The sequence below is a fragment of the Rhizobium sp. RAF36 genome (assembly GCF_052114105.1).
In the GTDB taxonomy this organism is placed as follows: domain Bacteria; phylum Pseudomonadota; class Alphaproteobacteria; order Rhizobiales; family Rhizobiaceae; genus Rhizobium.
The window spans coordinates 290,489-309,189 of sequence record NZ_JBFREC010000006.1 but is presented as its reverse complement, the minus strand read 5'-3'; the positions used below and the strand labels follow the sequence as shown (position 1 = coordinate 309,189).

The 18,701-nt window shown below is 60.5% G+C and carries 20 protein-coding genes and 1 pseudogene; 8 read left to right on the top strand and 13 right to left on the bottom strand.

The annotated features are described in order from the left end of the window. Positions 1-12: 12 nt before the first annotated feature. A complete protein-coding gene (locus tag AB4Z25_RS21700) occupies positions 13-498 on the top strand; it encodes a TerB family tellurite resistance protein (protein ID WP_112385795.1) in 486 nt (161 codons plus the stop codon). Then, positions 488-1,249, top strand: coding sequence for a glutamine amidotransferase (locus AB4Z25_RS21695; RefSeq protein ID WP_112385796.1), 762 nt, complete (start codon positions 488-490; stop codon positions 1,247-1,249). The genes AB4Z25_RS21700 and AB4Z25_RS21695 overlap by 11 nt, the downstream gene beginning before the upstream one ends. Here AB4Z25_RS21695 and AB4Z25_RS21690 read toward each other — a convergent pair. Next, positions 1,224-2,473 (bottom strand): annotated as a pseudogene (locus AB4Z25_RS21690) (MFS transporter). The gene AB4Z25_RS21695 and the pseudogene AB4Z25_RS21690 overlap by 26 nt on opposite strands. A gap of 140 nt (positions 2,474-2,613) precedes the next feature. On the opposite strand from AB4Z25_RS21690, the gene AB4Z25_RS21685 reads away from it, so the two are divergent. Then, positions 2,614-2,904 (top strand): YggT family protein, encoded by a 291-nt coding sequence (locus AB4Z25_RS21685; protein ID WP_112386055.1) that lies wholly within the window; start codon positions 2,614-2,616, stop codon positions 2,902-2,904. Continuing rightward, positions 2,901-3,215 carry a DUF167 domain-containing protein gene (locus AB4Z25_RS21680; RefSeq protein ID WP_112540491.1) on the top strand — a complete coding sequence of 105 codons (315 nt, stop codon included), beginning with the start codon at positions 2,901-2,903 and terminating at the stop codon, positions 3,213-3,215. The genes AB4Z25_RS21685 and AB4Z25_RS21680 overlap by 4 nt, the downstream gene beginning before the upstream one ends. Before the next feature lie 2 nt (positions 3,216-3,217). Here the strand turns inward: AB4Z25_RS21680 and ppa are convergent, their stop codons facing one another. Both ppa and AB4Z25_RS21670 read right to left on the bottom strand, forming a co-directional pair. Beyond that, on the bottom strand, positions 3,218-3,751 hold the full coding sequence (gene ppa / locus AB4Z25_RS21675) for an inorganic diphosphatase (RefSeq protein WP_112517760.1): 534 nt from the start codon (positions 3,749-3,751) through the stop codon (positions 3,218-3,220). A gap of 9 nt (positions 3,752-3,760) precedes the next feature. Further along, positions 3,761-3,970, bottom strand: coding sequence for a hypothetical protein (locus AB4Z25_RS21670; protein ID WP_112540490.1), 210 nt, complete (start codon positions 3,968-3,970; stop codon positions 3,761-3,763). Here AB4Z25_RS21670 and AB4Z25_RS21665 point away from each other — a divergent pair. Beyond that, the gene (locus tag AB4Z25_RS21665) at positions 3,969-4,409 is read left to right on the top strand and encodes an MEKHLA domain-containing protein (protein ID WP_112540489.1); all 441 of its coding nucleotides are present in this window, start codon (positions 3,969-3,971) and stop codon (positions 4,407-4,409) included. The genes AB4Z25_RS21670 and AB4Z25_RS21665 overlap by 2 nt on opposite strands. A 10-nt stretch (positions 4,410-4,419) precedes the next feature. Here the strand turns inward: AB4Z25_RS21665 and AB4Z25_RS21660 are convergent, their stop codons facing one another. The 4 genes from AB4Z25_RS21660 to AB4Z25_RS21645 all read right to left on the bottom strand — a co-directional run bounded on the left by AB4Z25_RS21660 (position 4,420) and on the right by AB4Z25_RS21645 (position 10,872). After that, positions 4,420-4,926: a GNAT family N-acetyltransferase gene (locus AB4Z25_RS21660; protein WP_112385801.1), complete on the bottom strand. Its 507-nt coding sequence runs from the start codon at positions 4,924-4,926 to the stop codon at positions 4,420-4,422. A gap of 203 nt (positions 4,927-5,129) precedes the next feature. Next, complete coding sequence (gene typA, locus AB4Z25_RS21655) at positions 5,130-6,947, bottom strand: translational GTPase TypA (RefSeq protein ID WP_112385802.1); 1,818 nt, start codon at positions 6,945-6,947, stop codon at positions 5,130-5,132. 123 nt (positions 6,948-7,070) lie between these two features. Beyond that, complete coding sequence (locus tag AB4Z25_RS21650; protein ID WP_112540488.1) at positions 7,071-8,648, bottom strand: alkaline phosphatase D family protein; 1,578 nt, start codon at positions 8,646-8,648, stop codon at positions 7,071-7,073. A gap of 133 nt (positions 8,649-8,781) precedes the next feature. Then, positions 8,782-10,872, bottom strand: coding sequence for a M3 family metallopeptidase (locus tag AB4Z25_RS21645; protein WP_112540487.1), 2,091 nt, complete (start codon positions 10,870-10,872; stop codon positions 8,782-8,784). A 212-nt stretch (positions 10,873-11,084) separates the two neighbouring features. Between AB4Z25_RS21645 and AB4Z25_RS21640 the strand changes: the two genes are divergently transcribed. After that, positions 11,085-11,519 (top strand): hypothetical protein, encoded by a 435-nt coding sequence (locus tag AB4Z25_RS21640; RefSeq protein ID WP_112385805.1) that lies wholly within the window; start codon positions 11,085-11,087, stop codon positions 11,517-11,519. Positions 11,520-11,522: 3 nt separating this feature from the next. Here AB4Z25_RS21640 and AB4Z25_RS21635 read toward each other — a convergent pair whose 3' ends face one another. Further along, entirely contained in the window at positions 11,523-12,164 is a 642-nt protein-coding gene (locus tag AB4Z25_RS21635; protein ID WP_112540486.1) for a LysE family translocator, read from the bottom strand. A 119-nt stretch (positions 12,165-12,283) separates the two neighbouring features. Then, the gene (locus AB4Z25_RS21630; protein ID WP_112385807.1) at positions 12,284-13,507 is read right to left on the bottom strand and encodes an argininosuccinate synthase; all 1,224 of its coding nucleotides are present in this window, start codon (positions 13,505-13,507) and stop codon (positions 12,284-12,286) included. Positions 13,508-13,697: 190 nt separating this feature from the next. On the opposite strand from AB4Z25_RS21630, the gene AB4Z25_RS21625 reads away from it, so the two are divergent. Together AB4Z25_RS21625 and AB4Z25_RS21620 are read left to right on the top strand one after the other, a co-directional pair. Continuing rightward, complete coding sequence (locus AB4Z25_RS21625) at positions 13,698-14,549, top strand: SDR family NAD(P)-dependent oxidoreductase (RefSeq protein ID WP_112540485.1); 852 nt, start codon at positions 13,698-13,700, stop codon at positions 14,547-14,549. Between the two features lie 98 nt (positions 14,550-14,647). Continuing rightward, positions 14,648-15,289, top strand: a complete 642-nt coding sequence (locus AB4Z25_RS21620) for a LysE family translocator (RefSeq protein ID WP_112385809.1) — start codon at positions 14,648-14,650, stop codon at positions 15,287-15,289. Between the two features lie 2 nt (positions 15,290-15,291). Here AB4Z25_RS21620 and AB4Z25_RS21615 read toward each other — a convergent pair whose 3' ends face one another. From AB4Z25_RS21615 to AB4Z25_RS21600, 4 genes are all read right to left on the bottom strand, one after another. Beyond that, positions 15,292-16,545 (bottom strand): DUF6596 domain-containing protein, encoded by a 1,254-nt coding sequence (locus AB4Z25_RS21615; RefSeq protein ID WP_112540484.1) that lies wholly within the window; start codon positions 16,543-16,545, stop codon positions 15,292-15,294. Beyond that, positions 16,545-16,823, bottom strand: coding sequence for a YciI family protein (locus AB4Z25_RS21610; RefSeq protein ID WP_442208950.1), 279 nt, complete (start codon positions 16,821-16,823; stop codon positions 16,545-16,547). Before AB4Z25_RS21610 ends, AB4Z25_RS21615 begins: the two co-directional genes overlap by 1 nt. Before the next feature lie 167 nt (positions 16,824-16,990). After that, a complete protein-coding gene (locus AB4Z25_RS21605) occupies positions 16,991-17,785 on the bottom strand; it encodes an ABC transporter ATP-binding protein (RefSeq protein WP_112540483.1) in 795 nt (264 codons plus the stop codon). Further along, entirely contained in the window at positions 17,782-18,663 is an 882-nt protein-coding gene (locus AB4Z25_RS21600; RefSeq protein ID WP_112385813.1) for an ABC transporter permease, read from the bottom strand. The genes AB4Z25_RS21605 and AB4Z25_RS21600 overlap by 4 nt, the downstream gene beginning before the upstream one ends. Positions 18,664-18,701 lie beyond the last annotated feature (38 nt).

Sequence of the window (18,701 nt, the reverse complement as noted above, 5' to 3'; positions counted from 1 at the left end):
AACGACAACCGCATGTTCGAACGCTTTCAGGCATTCTTCCACAATCTCACCGCAGACGATGGCAGGAAGGGTTTCAGCCCCGATGACCCGCGCATCGCCGTGGCCGCTCTCTGCATGCAGGTCATGGAGGCCGACGGCCAAATCAAGGACAGCGAGAAGAAGCGGCTGCGCAAGCTGCTGAAGGAGCAATACGGACTCGACGGTAAGCAGCTCGATGCGGTGATCGCCGCCGGTCTCGAAGCCGAAAGCAGCGCCGTCGACTACTACCGCTTCACGTCGGATCTCAAGCGCCACCTGAATACCGAGCAGCGGCTGGAGCTGATCGGCATTCTCTGGGACATCGTCTATGCCGATGGCGAGCGCAGCGAGATGGAAGACCACGTCATCTGGCGCATCGCCGATCTGCTCGGCGTCTCCTCGCGCGAGCGTATCCAAAAGCGCCAAGAAGCGGCTGCGCGCGTGACGGATGCGGTCGTGGTGCAAGACGATGCAGATTGAGCGGCCGGTCAATCGCGACAAGCGCCCGATCCTGATCGTTCTCCATCAGGAGCAGTCGAGCCCCGGCCGGGTCGGCCAGCTTCTCGTCGAGAAGGGCTACAGGCTCGACATGCGCCGCCCGGTTCTCGGCGACACACTGCCTGGAACACTCGACGACCACGCCGGCGTTGTCGTCTTCGGCGGCCCCATGAGCGCCAACGATCCCGACGATTTCGTGAAATCCGAAATCAACTGGCTGGACATCCCACTCAAAGAGAACCGGCCATTCCTCGGCATCTGCCTCGGCGCGCAGATGCTGGTCCGCCATCTCGGCGGCAAGGTGCAGGCGAATGCCGATGGCTCGACGGAAATCGGCTGGTACCCGCTGCATCCGACCGAAAAGGGCCGGCTACTGATGCACTGGCCGAAGATGGTCTACCATTTCCATCGCGAGGGCTTCGACCTTCCCCGCGGCGCCGAGCTTCTGGCTGAGGGTGACGCCTATCCGAACCAGGCCTTCCGCTACAACAAGAATGCCTGGGCGCTGCAGTTCCATGCCGAGCTGACGCGGGTGATGATGCACCGCTGGGTCGTCCATGGCGCCCATCGCTTTATTCTGCCTAATGCGCAGCAGGGTCGCGAGCATCTGGAAGGGCGCATGCTCTTTGACGCGCCGCTAAAAGCCTGGCTGAACGAATTCCTCGATATCGTCTTCGAGGGAAAGGCGGCAAAGAGCGCGCCTGTCTCTATGCCGGCGTCGCTGAGCGCATAGGCGCATCCAGCGTATCGATCTGCCGCAGCTGGCGGAGCTCATCGCCCAGATCACCGACACCGCGAGCGTCCCAAGACCGCCAATAACGACCGCAGGCACGGCGCCGAACGTATGCGCCATCGTTCCCGCCCGGAATTCACCGAGCTCGTTCGACGCGCCGACAAAGACCATGTTGACGGCGTTCACGCGGCCGCGCAGCTCATCCGGCGTCCAGAGCGCGATCAGGCTTTCGCGCACATAGACCGAAATCATGTCGGCGGCGCCCATGATCGCCAGCGCGGCAATCGAGGTCCAGGTATGCGTCGAGACGCCGAATACAATGGTTGCGATACCGAACAGACCGACGCCCATGAACATATAGAAGCCGGCGCGATGCTTCATCGGGCGGGCGGCAAGGAACAGCGCCATCACGATCGCGCCGACGCCTGGCGCCGAACGCAGCAGACCGAGCCCCCAGGGGCCGAGCGTCAGGATATCGCGGGCATAGATCGGCATCAGCGCCGTGGCACCGCCGAGCAGCACCGCGAAGAGATCGAGCGAGATCGCCCCGAGCACCACCTTGTCCGCCTTGATGAAACGGAAACCGCCTAGGATCATGTCCCAGCTCTTTGCCTCGCCGGAACTGCGCTGCGCAGGCTTCGGGATCATGAAGAGCAGGATGGCGCCGAGTATCGCGAACACCACTGAGACTGTGTAGGCCGTCGTCGCACTGACGCCATAGAGCAAGCCGCCGAGTACGGGACCGGTAATTGCCGCCAGCTGCCAGGACGACGAATTCCAGGCGATCGCGTTCGAAAGATCCTTCTCCGGCACGAGGTTCGGCGCGAGCGACTGTATGGCAGGCGCAGCGAAGGCGCGCTCGATGCCGAAAATCAGCAGCACGATGAAGACAGGGATCGGCGAGAACGTGCCCGTCACCGTCATGATCAGTAGCGCCAGCGTGCAGAGCGCGCTGACGAGCGAGCAGATCGAGGCGACGGCGCGGCGGTTGTAGCGGTCGGCGACCGAGCCGGTCACCAGCATCAGAACCAGCGACGGTAGGAACTGCACAAGGCCGATCAGGCCGAGATAGATTGCGCTCCGCGTCTGGTCGTACATCTGCCAACCCACAGCAACGCTGAGAATCTGCTGCGAGAAGGACAGCAGGAACTTCGCGAAGAAGAACCGGGTGTAGGAAGAATGCCGGAACGCCGCAAAACGGTCTCCGGTGGACGAGAAAGACATGGGGGCAACCAATGAAACCGGGCCGCGCGGGACAGTTCAAACGCGCCCATTAAACATGATTCACCGCGCGTTAAGACACGGCACTTGCCCGTTTAGTCGCCAATAGCTACATGTCTGTCAACAACGAACTGGAGACGACGATGATTGCCCTCTTTCAAACCATTGATTTGGCTTTGAATCTTTACACCTGGGTGCTGATTGGGAGTGCCATTTTCTCGTGGCTCTATGCCTTCAACGTCATCAATTCCAGCAACCAGTTCGTCAATTCGGTGGGGATGTTCCTCTATAACGTCACCGAACCAGTGCTGCGGCCGATCCGCCGCGTGCTGCCGAACCTGGGCGGTATCGACATCTCTCCGATCATCCTGCTGCTGATCATCTTCTTCCTGCGCTCCTTCATGTGGAACACGATCTTCCCGCTGGTGGCGTGAGCTGTGCCTGGACGATCTTCGACGGCTATCTCCGCCTGACGGTGCGTTTGACGCCGAACGGCGGACGTGACGCCATTGACGGCCTGGAAACAGATGCCGAAGGCGACACGCACCTGAAAGCCCGCGTCAGCGCCGTGCCGGAAAACGGCAAGGCGAACAAGGCGCTCGTCGCCCTTCTCGCAAAATCGCTTCGCGTTCCGAAGTCTGCGATAGCTCTTGTCTCCGGCGAAACGTCGCGCAAAAAAATCCTCCGCATCGAGGGCGATACGGAGGATCTGGTCGAAAGGCTGAAAGCTTTCGGTCGGGCCTGAGCTTACTTCGCCTTCTTGGCGCGCTCGACGGCTTCGAGGATCAGTTCACCGGCTTCCTTGGAGCCCTTCCAGCCAAAGATCTTTACCCACTTGCCGGGCTCCAGATCCTTGTAATGCTCGAAGAAGTGCTCGATCTGCTTGACGGTGATATCGGGAAGATCGGTATATTCCTTGACCTTCTCGTAGCGCAGCGTCAGCTTCGGCGACGGAACGGCGATGATCTTCTCGTCCTTGCCGGAATTGTCTTCCATCATCAGCACGCCGATCGGGCGCACATTGATGACGCAGCCCGGAACCAGCGGACGGGTGCTGGCGATCAGCACGTCGATCGGGTCGCCGTCTTCCGAAAGCGTATGCGGCACGAAGCCGTAATTGCCGGGATAGGTCATCGGCGTGTAGAGGAAACGGTCAACGACCAGCGTGCCGGCTTCCTTGTCCATTTCGTACTTGATGGGATGGCCGCCAACCGGCACTTCAACGATGACGTTGATATCTTCCGGTGGATTGTTGCCGATGGAAATGGCGTCGATGCGCATCAGTGTCCCCTAATATAGGATGGTATCCGGCTGCCAGATAATCAGAATCTCTTCGCAACGCAACATGTCAGGCTCATCTTCCGTCGTTTTGGCTAATAGAGTTTGGCCTTGAAGCAAAAGTTCGGGGATCGGCGCAATAATGGGAAACGGCGCCACAAACAGGTCGCAATATCCAAGTTGGCTTTGCTTTTCAGATTCCCCATTGCGATAGACGGTCATGCATCTTTACGAACAGAAAGACTTTTTCGAACTCGTGTGTGGCAGCTATCGCCGCATTGTCGGCAAGGATCTCGTGCCCCGGGTGCTGACGCAGAGAGAAGCCGTTCGCTGGCTTTACGAGGACGCGCCGTTTGGCCTCCTGGCACACGACACGGCCACAGATCCCGTCTTCGTCTATGGAAACAAGAGCGCTCAGCGGCGCTTTGAATACAGCTGGGACGAGCTCACTGCACTGCCCTCGAGGCTGTCTGCTGAAGCGCCGGAACGCCAGGCGCGCGAGAATTTCCTGCGGCAGGTCGCCGAGCGCGGTTATGTCGACGACTACGAGGGCATAAGGATCAGCAAATCGGGAAAGCGCTTTCCGATTGCGGATGTCACGGTCTGGCAATTGATCGATGTGGATGGGACGATCCGCGGCCAAGCGGCAAGGCTGCCATAAAAGGCAGCCGTCAGTTCCAGATGAAGCCGATCTTCTTCAGCTGCTTGTGGTCGAAATTTTCCATGCCTTCGCAGAAATCGACGCCGCCATGGCCGCGATAGAAGCGGCTGGCATTGTCATTGTCCTCAAGGCACCAGACGACGAGACCATTGCAGCCAAGCGACTTCAGCAGCCGGCGGGCTTCGCCGAAGAGCATACGGCCGAGGCCGATACCCTGATATTCCGGGCGAAGATAGAGTTCGTAGATTTCGCCTTCCTGCGGCAGAGCGCGGGCACGGTTGAGACCAAGCGTGGCATAGCCCGCAACCGTTCCTGCGACGTCAAGAACCAAAAGCGTTGCCGGACCACGGGTGGCCTTGCGCCACCAGCCTTCGCCGCGCCGTTCGATCATCTGCGTCAGTGCGCGATGGGGGATGATGCCGGCATAGGTGTGCTGCCACGCAAGGCGATGCGCCTCCGATATGGCGCGGGCATCTTGCGGCTCGGCCCGCCGAACATCGATCGACAACGTCTTCATAACGCTACTCTGGTCCTTCAGCGGACAATTAACCATGCGCGATCATGCGCCTTCGCCAATTGCCCACAGACTTAACATGTGGACGATGGGCAAAATTTAACGCTTTTTTAACTATTGCGACAAGAAGGATTCGACACGGCGCACAAATAAAAACCCCGGCCTGGAGGGCCGGGGTTTCAACTATCCAGGAATGGCAGCGGCTATCAGGCCGACTTCGCCTTGGCGAAACGCTTGCGGTCGTTCGCGTCGAGATACATCTTGCGCAGACGGATCGACTTCGGCGTTACTTCCATCAGCTCGTCGTCCTGGATCCAGGAGAGAGCGCGGTCGAGCGTCATGCGGATCGGCGGCGTCAGCTTGACGGCTTCGTCCTTGCCGGCAGCGCGGATGTTGGTCAGCTGCTTGCCCTTGAGAACGTTGACTTCAAGGTCGTTATCGCGGCTGTGGATGCCAATGATCATGCCCATATAGACCTTTTCGCCCGGCTCGATCATCATCGGGCCGCGGTCTTCCAGGTTGAACATGGCGTAGGCGACGGCTTCGCCGGCTGCGTTTGCCAGCAGAACGCCGTTGGTACGGCCGCCGATTTCACCCTTGTAAGGCTGATAATCCTTGAACAGGCGGTTCATCACAGCCGTGCCGCGCGTGTCGGTCAAGAGTTCCGACTGGTAGCCGATCAGGCCGCGGGTCGGCGCATTGAACACCAGGCGAACGCGATTGCCGCCCGAAGGACGCAGCTCGGTCATTTCGGCCTTGCGCTCGGACATTTTCTGAACGACGACGCCGGAATGCTCTTCATCGACGTCGATGACGACTTCTTCGATCGGCTCCATCAGCTGATCGTTCTCGTCGCGGTGCATGACGACGCGCGGACGCGACACGGCCAGCTCGAAGCCTTCACGGCGCATGGTTTCGATCAGAACGGCAAGCTGCAATTCGCCACGGCCAGACACGAAGAATGAATCCTTGCCTTCGGCTTCTTCGATCTTCAGCGCGACGTTGCCTTCTGCTTCCTTGTAGAGACGGTCACGAATGACGCGCGAGGTGACCTTGTCGCCTTCGGTACCTGCCAGCGGGCTATCGTTGACGATGAAGGACATGGTGACTGTCGGCGGATCGATCGGCTGCGCGGTCAGTGCCTCGGTGACAGCTGGATCGCAGAACGTGTCGGCAACCGTACCCTTGGAAAGGCCGGCGATCGCGACGATGTCACCTGCGTGAGCCTCTTCGATCGACGTGCGCTCGATACCGCGGAACGCGAGGATCTTCGAGATACGGCCATTTTCGATCAGTTTGCCGTCCTGGCTCAGAACCTTGACGGCCTGGTTCGGCTTGATCGAACCGGAATTGATGCGGCCGGTAATGATACGGCCGAGGAAGGGGTTGGCTTCAAGGATCGTGCCGATCATCGTGAACGGGCCTTCGTGGACCGTCGGCTCCGGAACATGCTTGAGCACGAGGTCGAGCAGCGGTGCAAGACCCTGGTCCTTCGGGCCTTCAGGATTGACGTTCATCCAGCCATCGCGGCCCGAACCGTAGAGGATCGGGAAGTCGAGCTGCTCGTCGGTAGCGTCGAGGTTGGCAAAAAGATCGAAGACTTCGTTGATGACTTCTTCGTGGCGGCCATCCGGGCGGTCGATCTTGTTGATCGCGACGATCGGGCGAAGGCCGACCTTCAGCGCCTTGGAGACGACGAACTTCGTCTGCGGCATCGGGCCTTCCGACGAGTCGACCAGAACGATCGCGCCGTCCACCATTGACAGGATACGCTCGACTTCGCCGCCGAAGTCGGCGTGGCCGGGGGTGTCGACGATGTTGATGCGAACGCCCTTCCACTCGACCGAAGTCGCCTTGGCAAGAATCGTGATGCCGCGCTCTTTTTCCAGATCGTTGCTGTCCATGACGCGCTCTGCAACGCGCTGGTTCTCGCGGAACGAGCCGGACTGTTTCAGGAGCTCGTCCACCAGGGTCGTTTTGCCATGGTCAACGTGCGCGATGATCGCGATGTTGCGAAGTGCCATTATATCAAATCTCTGAGGCTGGGGCGCTACGTCGGGAGGAGGCGCCTATTACGTTTGGCGCGCTCATACAGTGTTTTTTGCGATTGCGAAAGGGGGGAGAGGCGAGAGCGGCCATAGACAGGGTTAACTCGTACGTTGCGGGTCGATGACGGTTCGCCACAACTCGTTGTCATCGCGATCCATCAGGCGCACGGTCATCTGCTCCGTTGCGCCATCGATATCGACCAGGCCGAAGAACTGCATTCCGGCACTTGGCGGCAGATTGGATTCGATCCCTCCCGGTGCCGCCTTGATGAAGCGCACCTCGGGGCCGAACGTGCCGTCCAGCTCCTGCGGTCCATAAGTGCCCGAATGAAGCGGGCCGGAAACGAACTCCCAGAAGGGCAGGAAATCCTGAAACCTGGCCTTTCCGGGATCATAATAATGAGCCGCCGTATAGTGCACGTCGGCCGTCAGCCAGACGATATTGCCGATCGCCGCATCGCGGATGAAGCGCAGTAGATCGGCAAATTCGAGTTCCCGGCCGAGCGGCGCTCCGTTGTCGCCGTTGGAGACGGATTCGCTGCCGCTGCGCTTTCCAAAATCGTCCCAGATCACCAGCCCGACCGGCAGATCACACGCGATCACCTTCCAGGTTGCCGTCGAACGGACAAGTTCGCGCTTCAGCCACGCCACCTGCGCCTCACCGAAAAGCCGCGACTGCGGCGTGATCTCGCGGTCGAGTGCATGGGTATTGGGTCCGCGGTAGGAGCGTAGGTCGACAAAGAAGATATCGAGCAGCGGGCCGTAGGAAACCTTGCGATAGATCCGCCCCGGTTCCTCCGCCACGTAGCGGATCGGCGTCATTTCGTGAAAAGCCCGGCTGGCGCGTGAAGCGAGCGCCGAGACGGACTTTTCCTTGTAACGGTCGTCGGCACGAAGATCGGTTGAGGGAGACCAGTTGTTCAGCACCTCGTGATCGTCCCATTGGTAGAAAACCGGACAGACGGCGTTGAAATCGGTCACGTGCTCGTCCAGCAGATTGTATTTCCACTGGCCGCGAAATTCGGACAGCGTCTGTGCGATCGTCCGTTTCTCGTCGGTGACCACGCGGTTTTTCCAGATCCCGCCGTCTCGCAGACGGATCTCGTCGGGGATCGGATTGTCGGCGTAAATCGTGTCGCCGGAATGGATCATGAAATCAGGCCGGTGATAGGCGATCGTCCGATAGGTCCGCATGCCCTCGTCATCGATCCCCCATCCCTGTCCTGCCGTATCGCCGGACCAGACGAAGCGGATATCCCGCCTTGTCGACGGCGCCGTGCGGAACTGACCGCGAATGGGCTCAGAGCGGCTGTTGATATCCTGCAGGTCTGCAGCCACGAAACGGTAGAAAATCTCCTGATCCGGCGGCAATCCATCGAGCAGCACTTTGCCGGCAAGATCGGTTTCGGGCATGACATCCAAGGATGCAAGCCGAACCGCGTTCGCAAATTTATCGGTGGTGGAATATTCGACGAACAAGCGCGAGGGTCGGTCGACCCGCGCCCAGATCACACCGGAATCCACATCGACATCGCCGGATTGCACGCCCGATGTAAAGACAGGCCGGCTGGACGAGCCACGCGCATAGAACGGCATCGCAAGGCCCGCCGCCGCAAACCCACCGACCGCTCCGACCGAGGATAAAAACCGGCGGCGCGTCGTTTCTTTCAAGATCATGCCAAAGCCCCGGCTGCTTCAGGAGCGGGAACGAAGTGTCCCGCCCCAGCCTTGGGCAACCGTCATGTCAGTCTCTTGAAGACCACATGACGGTTTGCCGAAACTTCGGCGACAGTTTTGTTATGGCAAGCGCTCAGGCATCGCTGCCCGAGAGCTCCTTGAAGGTTGCCAGACCCTTTTTGACCAGCATCGCGTTCGGGCTCGGCAGCTTGCCGCGGAAGCCCTTGTAGGCATCTTCGGGGTCGAGCGAGCCGCCGGTCGAATAGATGTTGTCCTTCAGCTTCGCCGCCATTTCGCGGTTGAAGGCATCGCCGGTTTCCTCGAAAGCCGCAAACGCATCGGCATCAAGCACTTCCGACCACATGTAGGAATAGTAGCCGGCCGAATAGCCGCCGGAGAAGATATGCTGGAAGTGCGGCGAAGCATGACGCATGACCAGCGACTTCGGCATGCCGAGCTCGGCCAGAACCTCCGCCTGAACCGCCATCGGATCATCGACGGCATCGCGCGTATGGAATTCCATGTCGACGATCGCCGAGGAAGTGAATTCCACCGTATTGAAGCCCGCATTGAAGGTCCGCGCCGCGAGAACCTTGTCGAGCAGCGCCTGCGGCATCGGCTCGCCTGTTTCGAAATGCACCGCATATTGCTTGAGGATCGCGGGCACGGTCAGCCAGTGCTCGTAAAGCTGCGACGGCAATTCGACGAAATCACGCGAGACGCCGGTGCCGGAAACGGATGGATAGGTGACGTTCGACAGCATCCCATGCAGCGCATGGCCGAATTCGTGGAACAGCGTTCGGGCGTCGTCAAGCGACAGCAGCGCAGGCTTGCCTTCCGCAGGCTTGGCGAAATTGCAGACGTTATAGATGATCGGCAGCTCGCCGGTGTTGCCGTTCTTCAGCTTCAGCTTGTGCTGCGACTGGAAGGAACTCATCCAGGCACCCGAGCGCTTGGAGCTGCGGGCAAAATAGTCGCCAAGAAACAGCGCCACGAGCTTATCGTGGGCGTCGCGGATTTCGAAGACGCGCACATCGGGATGGTAGGCAGCAATGCCCTTCTTCTCGACAGCCCGGATGCCGAAGAGACGGTTGGCCACGTCGAAGCAGGCTTCGATGATCTTTTCGAGTTGCAGATAGGGCTTCAGCTCCGTTTCGGAGAAATTGAACTTCTGTGCCCGGATCTTCTCCGCATAGAAGCGCCAATCCCAGGGCATAACCTCGTGGTTCTTGCCGTCCTCGGCAATCAGCCGGGCGATATCGGCCTCTTCCTCGCGGGCGCGGGAAACAGCCTTCGCCCAGACTGCACGCAGCAGCTCGTCGACAGCAGCCGGCTTCTTCGCCATCGTGTTGTCGAGCTTTAGCTCGGCGAAATTGCCGTAGCCGAGAAGGCCGGCCATTTCCTTGCGCAGCGCCAGCGTTTCCTTGATGATGCCGCGGTTATCGGTTGCGCCCGCATTCGCGCCACGGGCAGTCCAGGCCTTGAAGGCCTGTTCGCGCAGATCGCGGCGTTCGGAAAATGTCAGAAACGGCTCGATGATCGAGCGCGAAAGGGTGACCGCAAACTTGCCGTCTTCCGCGCGTTCACGGGCCGCCGCCGCCGCCATTGCATCCTTCAGGAAATCCGGAAGACCTGCGAGCTCCGGTCCTTCGGACAGCAGCAGCGACCAGCTCTTTTCGTCGGCGAGAACATTCTGTCCGAAATTGGTCCCGAGACCGGCCAGCTTCTCGTTGATGCCGGCGAGCTTTTCTTGCTCCGGCTTCGGCAGCTTGGCGCCGGATTTCACGAAGCCCTTCCAGTGGCGTTCCAACACCCGCGTCTGCTCCAGGGTCAGCCCCAGTTCCGCGCGCTTTTCCCACAGCGTATCGATGCGCGCGAAGAGACCGGCATTCATGCCGATCTTCGAATAATGCCGCGACATCTTCGGCGAGATCTCCCGCTCAAGCGCCTGGATGACATCGTTGGTATGCGCACCTGCCCGGTTCCAGAACAGCGCCGAGACGCGCGACAGCTCATCGCCGGCGATTTCCAGCGCGACGATGGTGTTTTCGAAGGTCGGCGCTTCGGCATTGGCAGCGATCACATCGATCTCCGTTTCATGAGACGCGAGCGCGGCATCGAAGGCGGCTGCGAAGTCGCCATCATTGAGCGCCTCGAAGCGCGGCAGGCCGTTATGCCCGTTCCAGTTGACGAGCGCCGGATTGAATTCTGGTGTGGAAGGCATGCTGACATCCTTTTACGCAAGCAAGTGAAACGGCAATATAGGTGACGCTTCGCGGCAATGGTATGTTGCTGATCAAATTCGTCTTTTGCCGATACATGGAAGATTTGATCCATGAAAACTGATAGACGAAAATTAACTATTTGTTAACGATTGACGCCCGGCGGTCCTAGACGCTAGTTTTCGCTTACTCTTTTCGTAAGGGGACATGCGCCATGGAAATTTTTTCTGTGCGGTCTTCTCAAAGTTTGCTTTTTAAAAACAGTCACAATAACGCAAAATCTTCGAAGACCTCCGATATTGAAATTGATACTGGACCGGCAGTCCAACCCGGCTTCAGGGTAGACGACGTAACAGCTTCCGGCGGCCCGGATTTCACCGCAGTCAGCCCGGGCGAATTGCGAAGCTATGCCCGGCAGAGCTTCGATTCCGGAGAGCTCGACCAGGACACGTTTGCGGCGATCTCAGAGCCGTTGCCGATGCATGCGATCGATGCGCAGGGCAATCTGCTGGACCTGCGCGGCGTCACCGACGGCACAGCGTTCAATTTCCGTGATTACTACGAAAACCAGCTGCAGATCGCCAAGTCCCTCGGCGACACCGATGGCGAGAAGACACTGAAATCGATCGTCGATTTCATCAGCACCTGACGTTCAGGCCTTGCGCCAGCCAAGTAGCCCGGGCGTCGCATGCAGCAGCGCCTGGGCCGCGAAGCCCATGAACAGCACGCCTGAGCAGCGCACGATCAGCCGCTCGTGGGCGCGATAGAAGCGGCGCACGGCACCCGCACCGATGATGCCGATCAGGATGATATCGGCCACCACGAAGCCGATGAAGGAAACGCAGAGCAGCACAGGCAGCGCCTGGAAATCCAGCGCGCCTGCCGAGCCCGCTACCAGCGCCGTGAAGGTTGCGAGCGCGACCGGATAGCCTTTCGGATTTGTAACCCCGAAGATCAGGCCGCGGCGGAACGGCTTCTCGACGTAGACCAGAGACTGACCGTCAGCCTTCGGTTTAGCCGTCACCGCGCTCCAGCCGATCCACGCAAGATAGAAACCGCAAAGCAGGCCCAGCAGATCGAAAACGAAAGTGCCGATGACCTTGGCGCCAACGATCGCAACAAGCGCCAGTGCTGACCAGAGCGTATCACCCACCAGATGCCCCATCATGAAAAAGGCACCCGCCTTGCGCCCCTGCCCGGCACCGATGCCGAGAAGCTGCAGGAAAGCCGGACCGGGAATGAGCACATAAAAAAGGGCTGCCAGAAAGGCGCCAAGAAGTAACGAATGCGTCATGAAATGCTCCGCGAATGACCCGCGCAGACTATGCAATAGCGCAAAGCCGTCAAGAGCCGGGCCCGGAAACGAAAAAGGCCCGCACAGGGCGGGCCTTTGATATCCGCTGAGGGCTTGGATCAGCCCTTCAGATTGCGCTTGCCGAGCGTGCGCAGGCGCAGCGCGTTGAGCTTGATGAAGCCCGCTGCATCCTTCTGGTCGTAGGCGCCCTGGTCGTCCTCGAAGGTGACCAGCTTGTCGGAATAGAGCGACTTGGGGCTCTCGCGGCCGGTGACCATGACATTGCCCTTGTAGAGCTTCAGCGTCACTTCGCCCTCGACATGCTCCTGGCTCTTGTCGATAAGGGCCTGCAGCATCTCGCGCTCCGGGGAGAACCAGAAGCCGTAATAGATGAGCTCGGCATATTTCGGCATCAGCTCATCCTTCAGGTGAGCTGCGCCACGATCGAGGGTAATCGACTCAATGGCGCGGTGTGCCGCAAGCAGGATGGTGCCGCCGGGGGTTTCATAGACGCCGCGCGACTTCATGCCGACATAGCGGTTCTCGACGAGGTCGAGACGGCCGATGCCGTTGTCACGGCCATAATTATTGAGCGCTGCGAGCAGGGTCGCCGGGCTCATGCGAACGCCGTTGATCGAGACGGCATCGCCCTTTTCGAAGCCGACCTTGATGACGGTGGCCTTGTCGGGCGCGGCTTCCGGCGAGATCGTGCGCATATGCACGTATTCGGGCGCTTCCTGAGCCGGATCTTCCAGAACCTTGCCCTCAGACGACGAGTGCAGAAGGTTGGCGTCGACGGAGAACGGCGCCTCACCCTTCTTGTCCTTGGCAACCGGGATCTGATGCTGCTCGGCAAAGGCCAGCAGATCGGTGCGGCTCTTGAAATCCCAGTCGCGCCACGGCGCGATGATCTTGATATCCGGGTTCAGCGCATAGGCGGACAGCTCGAAACGGACCTGGTCGTTGCCCTTGCCGGTCGCGCCATGCGCGATCGCATCGGCGCCGGTCTTGCGGGCGATGTCGATCAGGTGCTTGGAGATCAGCGGACGGGCAATCGAGGTGCCGAGCAGATAGACGCCTTCATAGACGGCATTGGCACGGAACATCGGGAAGACGAAGTCGCGCACGAATTCTTCGCGCACGTCTTCGATGTAGATTTCCTTGATGCCGAGCATCTCGGCCTTCTTGCGCGCCGGCTCGAGCTCTTCGCCCTGGCCAAGGTCGGCCGTGAAGGTCACGACTTCGGCGCCGAGTTCGGTCTGCAGCCACTTCAGGATGATCGAGGTGTCGAGGCCGCCCGAATAGGCAAGCACGACTTTCTTCACGTCTTTTTTAGGTGCCATGGTGATGAGGTCCGTTGCTGAAGGGCAGCGGCAAACCGCAAAGCCCGGTGTCGCGGGCACTTTTAGCGAGATTGTCACACGACGCAAGGCCAGGGAGCGCCGCTTTTCGGTCGCGGATAGTGTTTGACAGCGTCAAATGCCAACCCATATCTGGCTTCGTCCGCACAACGCTTCGAGGAGAGCCGGTCCCGTGACGAATATTCAAGAGATTTTCAAACCATCCAACGTTGCCGTCATTACCGGCGGCGCCTCCGGTATCGGCCTTGCGGCGGCAAAGCATTTTGCCAAGGCGGGCATGAGCGTCGTCATCGCCGATCTCGGCCAGGAGAAGCTCGCCAAGGCACGTGCCGAGCTCGAGGCCATCGTTGGCGCAGAACACGTTCTTGCAGCCGAAACCGATGTCTCCGACAAGGCCGCGCTTGAGGCATTGGAGCGGACGGTCATCCAGCGCTTCGGCCGTGTTCACGTGCTGATGAACAATGCCGGTATCGGGCCGGAAACCTCGATCTTCAGCCCGCAGGCCGATTGGGACAGCATTCTCGGCGTCAATCTACTGGGCGTCATCAACGGTACCCGCGCTTTCGGCGCTGCGATGGCCAAGCATGGCGAGCCCGGACTGATCATCAACACCGGCTCCAAGCAAGGCATCACCACCCCGCCCGGCAACCCCGCCTACAACGTTTCGAAAGCCGGCGTGAAGGTCTTCACAGAGGCGCTTGAACACGAGCTGCGCAACACCGAAGGCTCGAAGATTTCCGCTCATCTGCTGATCCCAGGCTTCGTCTTCACCGGCCTGACCAAGGGCGACCGCGCCGAAAAGCCGGCTGCGGCCTGGACGCCGGAGCAGACGGTCGATTTCATGGTCGAGAGCCTGGCAAAGGGCGACTTCTACATCCTCTGCCCCGACAACGACGTCGCGCGTCCCGTCGACGAGCGCCGCATGGCCTGGGCCGCCGGCGACATCATCGAAAACCGCCCGCCGCTGTCGCGCTGGCACAAGGACTATGCCGACAAGTTCAAGGCGTTCTTGGAAGCCGAGTAACGACCGGAAACGATCGGCCACATCAGAAGGTTTGATTGGTAATTTTTCGAAAGCCGGATATGAGAAACAATATCTCCTTCCGGCTTTCAGAGTGCACCATGGACTTTCTTCCGACCCTGCCAACGCTCCTCGCCTTTGCCGCTGCAAGCCTGCTGCTTGCAGCAACGCCAGGGCCGGACATGACGCTCTCGATCAGCCGTGCGCTGTCGCAGGGCAAGAAGCCGGCGCTCTATGTCGTCCTCGGCACCAGCCTCGGCATCGTCGTCCACACCATGCTGGTTGCCTTCGGCATCTCGGCGCTGATCACCGCCTCGCCGACCGCCTTCCTGATCCTCAAGACCGGCGGCGCTGCTTACCTGCTCTGGCTAGCCGTACAGGCGATCCGTTTTGGCTCGAAGCTCTCGGTCGAAAAGGTCGATGAGGTCAAGGGCACGCCGCTCTCCAACATCTCCAGCGGCTTCTGGGTCAATCTTCTGAACCCCAAGGTCATCATCTTCTTCATGACTTTCCTGCCGCAGTTCGTCACCGCGGGCGATCCCGCCGTCACGCACAAGCTGCTCTTCCTCGGCTTCTTCTTCATTCTGATCGGCATGCCGGTGAATGCGGCCGTGGTCTTCGCCTCCGACTGGCTGGCCGGCTGGCTGCAGAAGAACAGAAAGGTGCTGCGCGGCATGGACTACACTTTCGCAGGCGTCTTCTCGATCTTCGCGGCGAAGATTTTCTTCACGCAGGCCCGTTAAGCTTAGCTGTCCCGCAGCGCCTCGAGCCGCTGCGCCAGAAACAGCTTCTCGGCCTCGGACAGTGAGAGCTCGATCGCCCTGCCATAGGCGAGCCTCGCCTGATCAACCTGGCCGTCGCGCGCCAGAAAATCGGCCTGCACCGCATAGAAGGGCTGATACTGCGTAAGCGCCATGGCGATCGGCTTGAGCCGGGCAAGTGCTGCGGCCGCGCCCTCAATATAGGACAGCGCGACGATCCGGTTCAGTTCATAGACCGGGTTGTCGGCAGTGCGGGCAAGCGCGCCGTAGAGCAAGGCAATCTGTTGCCAATCCGTATCGGCAAAATCCCGCGCCTCCGCATGCACGGCAATGGTGGCCGCCTGCAGCTGATACGCGCCTGGGCAGCCACGCTTCAGCGCGCGTTCAATCAGGGCCACGCCCTCGGCTATCCCCGTGCGATCCCAGAGGCTGCGATCCTGCATTTCGAGAGTGAGGATCGCGCCGCCCTCGCCGATCCGCGCGGCCCTGCGGGCGTGATGCAGCAGCATCAGCGATAGCAGCCCCTCGATCTCCGACTCATCAGGGCGCAACGCCATCAGCAGCCGCCCGAGCCGGATCGCCTCCTCACAGAGATCGACGCGGATATGGCTGCCGCTGCCGGAAGCATATCCTTCATTGAAGATCAGATAGACGACGGCAAGCACGCTTTCGAGCCGTGCCGTCCACCCCTCCGGCCCCGGCACTTCATAGGCGATGCCGGCCTTGGCGATCTTGTCGCGGGCGCGCACCAGACGCTGTGCCATCGCATCGTGCCGGTCGAGAAAGGCGTCGGCGATCTCTTCGGTTCTCAGCCCGCAGACAGAGCGCAAGGTCAGCGCAACGCAGGTCTTCCGGTCGATCGCCGGGTGGCAGCAGGCAAAGATCAGCTTCAGCCGCTCATCACCGATCGGATCAGGCTCGTCCGCCACGGGCGATGCGCGCTCGAGCTCGTCAAGATAGGTGATCTCTGCAGACTTCGCCCGGAAATTGGCCGAGCGCCGCAGCCGGTCGATCGCCTTGCGGCGGGCGACCTGCATCAGCCAGGCGTTTGGCGAAGCCGGGAGACCATTGCAGCCCCAATGGACCAGCGCCGATTCCAGTGCGTCCTGCAGGCTGTCCTCGGCGAGCTGGAAATCCCGCAGCGCCCCCACCAGGCTGGAAAGGAGACGGCCACCGTCCTGCCGGGCGATCCTGTCGATCGTGTCGGCAACTGGACCGGCGGCCGGAACCTCGCTCATCAGCGGTCGAAGACCATGATCGGCCGCACCTCGACGCAGCCCATAGCCGCATGCGGGATCATCGCTGCGTATTTGATGGCGTCATCGAGATTGTCGCAATCGAGGATGTAGAACCCGCCAAGCTGCTCCTTGGTATCGGCGAAGGGACCATCCATGGTCTCGGTCCGGCCGTTGCGCACCCTGACGGTGGTCGCGGTGGTCACCGACTGCAGCGCATCGCCGGCAACCCAGATCCCATCCTTCTTGTAGGTCTCGGTCGCGGTAGCATAGCCGCTCATCATCTTGCCGAATTCAGGGGAACCTGGGGCGTGCGCGTGCTCGGGTCCATGTAGATCAGCGCTATATATTTCATCATCCGTCTCCTCAGCTCACCACCGCTCCATGCGATGGTGACGGATAACGAATGCGATGCAAGCGGATCGACATCGCCTCGAAAATATTTCGATCAGCCGATCAGCAATGCATCGTCGTCGAGCGTCTGGCCGCGCATCTTGCGAAACATCGCGATCAGGTCCTCGACCTGCAGATCCTTGCGGTTGTCGCCGCTGACATCGAGCACGATCTCGCCGCCATGCAGCATGATCGTCCGATGGCCGTAGTCGAGCGCCTGGCGCATCGAATGGGTGACCATCAGCGTCGTCAGCTTGCGCTCAGAAACGATCTTGTCAGTCAGCCCCATGACGAATTCCGCCATCCCGGGGTCGAGCGCCGCCGTATGCTCGTCGAGCAGCAGCACTTCCGAACCGGCAAGCGTTGCCATGACCAGCGACACTGCCTGCCGCTGACCGCCGGAAAGCAGATCCATACGGTCGGCCATGCGGTTTTCGAGACCGAGATTGAGCTCGCCGATGCGCTCGCGGAAATGCTCGCGGCGCTTTGGCCCGAGGGCCGACGCCAGGCCGCGCCGCTCGCCGCGGCGGGCGGCCAGCGCCAGATTTTCCTCGATAGACAGGACACCGCAGCTTCCGGTCAACGGATCCTGGAACACGCGTGCCACAAGACCGGCCCGCGCCGCCGTCTGCTTGCGCGTGACGTCGGTTGTGCCGATCGTCACCTTGCCTTCGCTGGCCAGAACGTCGCCTGCGAGCACGCCGAGCAGGGTCGATTTGCCGGCGCCATTCGAGCCGATGACGGTGACGAAGGAGCCCTGCTCGATCGTCAGGCTGATGCCGTTCAACGCCTTCTTTTCAAGTGGCGTGCCCTTGCCGAAGACGACCTTGATATCCTGAACGCTGATCATGATGCAGCTCCTCCGCGGCGAAGACGGGGAAGGATCAACGCGATCGTCACGAGTACCGCCGTGACGAAATTGAGGTCCGAAGCCTGCAGGCCGATGAAATCCGTCGACAGCGCAAGCTGGATGGCGATGCGATAGATGATCGAGCCGAGCACGCAGCCGATCAACGCGATCAGCAGACCGCGCCGCCCAAGCAACGTTTCACCGACGATGACGGCCGCGAGACCGACGACGATCGTGCCCACACCCGATGTGACGTCGGCAAAGCCATTGGTCTGCGCAAACAGCGAGCCGCCGAGCGCCACCAGCGCATTCGAGATCGCCATGCCGAGATAGATCTGCCGGTTGGTATCGACGCCCTGGGCGCGGGCCATGCGGGCGTTGGCGCCAGTCGCGCGCATCGCAAGTCCCGCATCGCTCTCAAGGAAACGCCAGACGACGATAACGGCGATGACGACGAGCACGCCGACGAAAAGCGGACGGACGTAGAAATCTCGCAGGCCATGACCGAAGAACGGGCTTATCATCGTGTCGGCATTGATCAGCGCCACGTTCGGCTTGCCCATCACGCGCAGGTTCACCGAGAACAGCGCGATCATCGTCAGGATCGAGGCGAGCAGATTGAGAATCTTGAACCGCACGTTCAGCATCGCCGTGACGATGCCGGCAGCAGAGCCCGCAATCATCGCCACCAGCGCGGCAAGCCATGGATTGACGCCCGCGATGATCAACACCGCAGTGACGGCGGCCCCAAGCGGAAACGACCCGTCGACCGTCAGATCCGGAAAATCGAGCACGCGGAAGGCGAGATAGACGCCGAGCGCAACGAAGGCATAGACCAGCCCCAGTTCCACGGCTCCCCAAAATGCAATCTGGCTCAAGGCCTCCCGCCTTTCTGTTCTTCTGTGCCCGTGCTTTC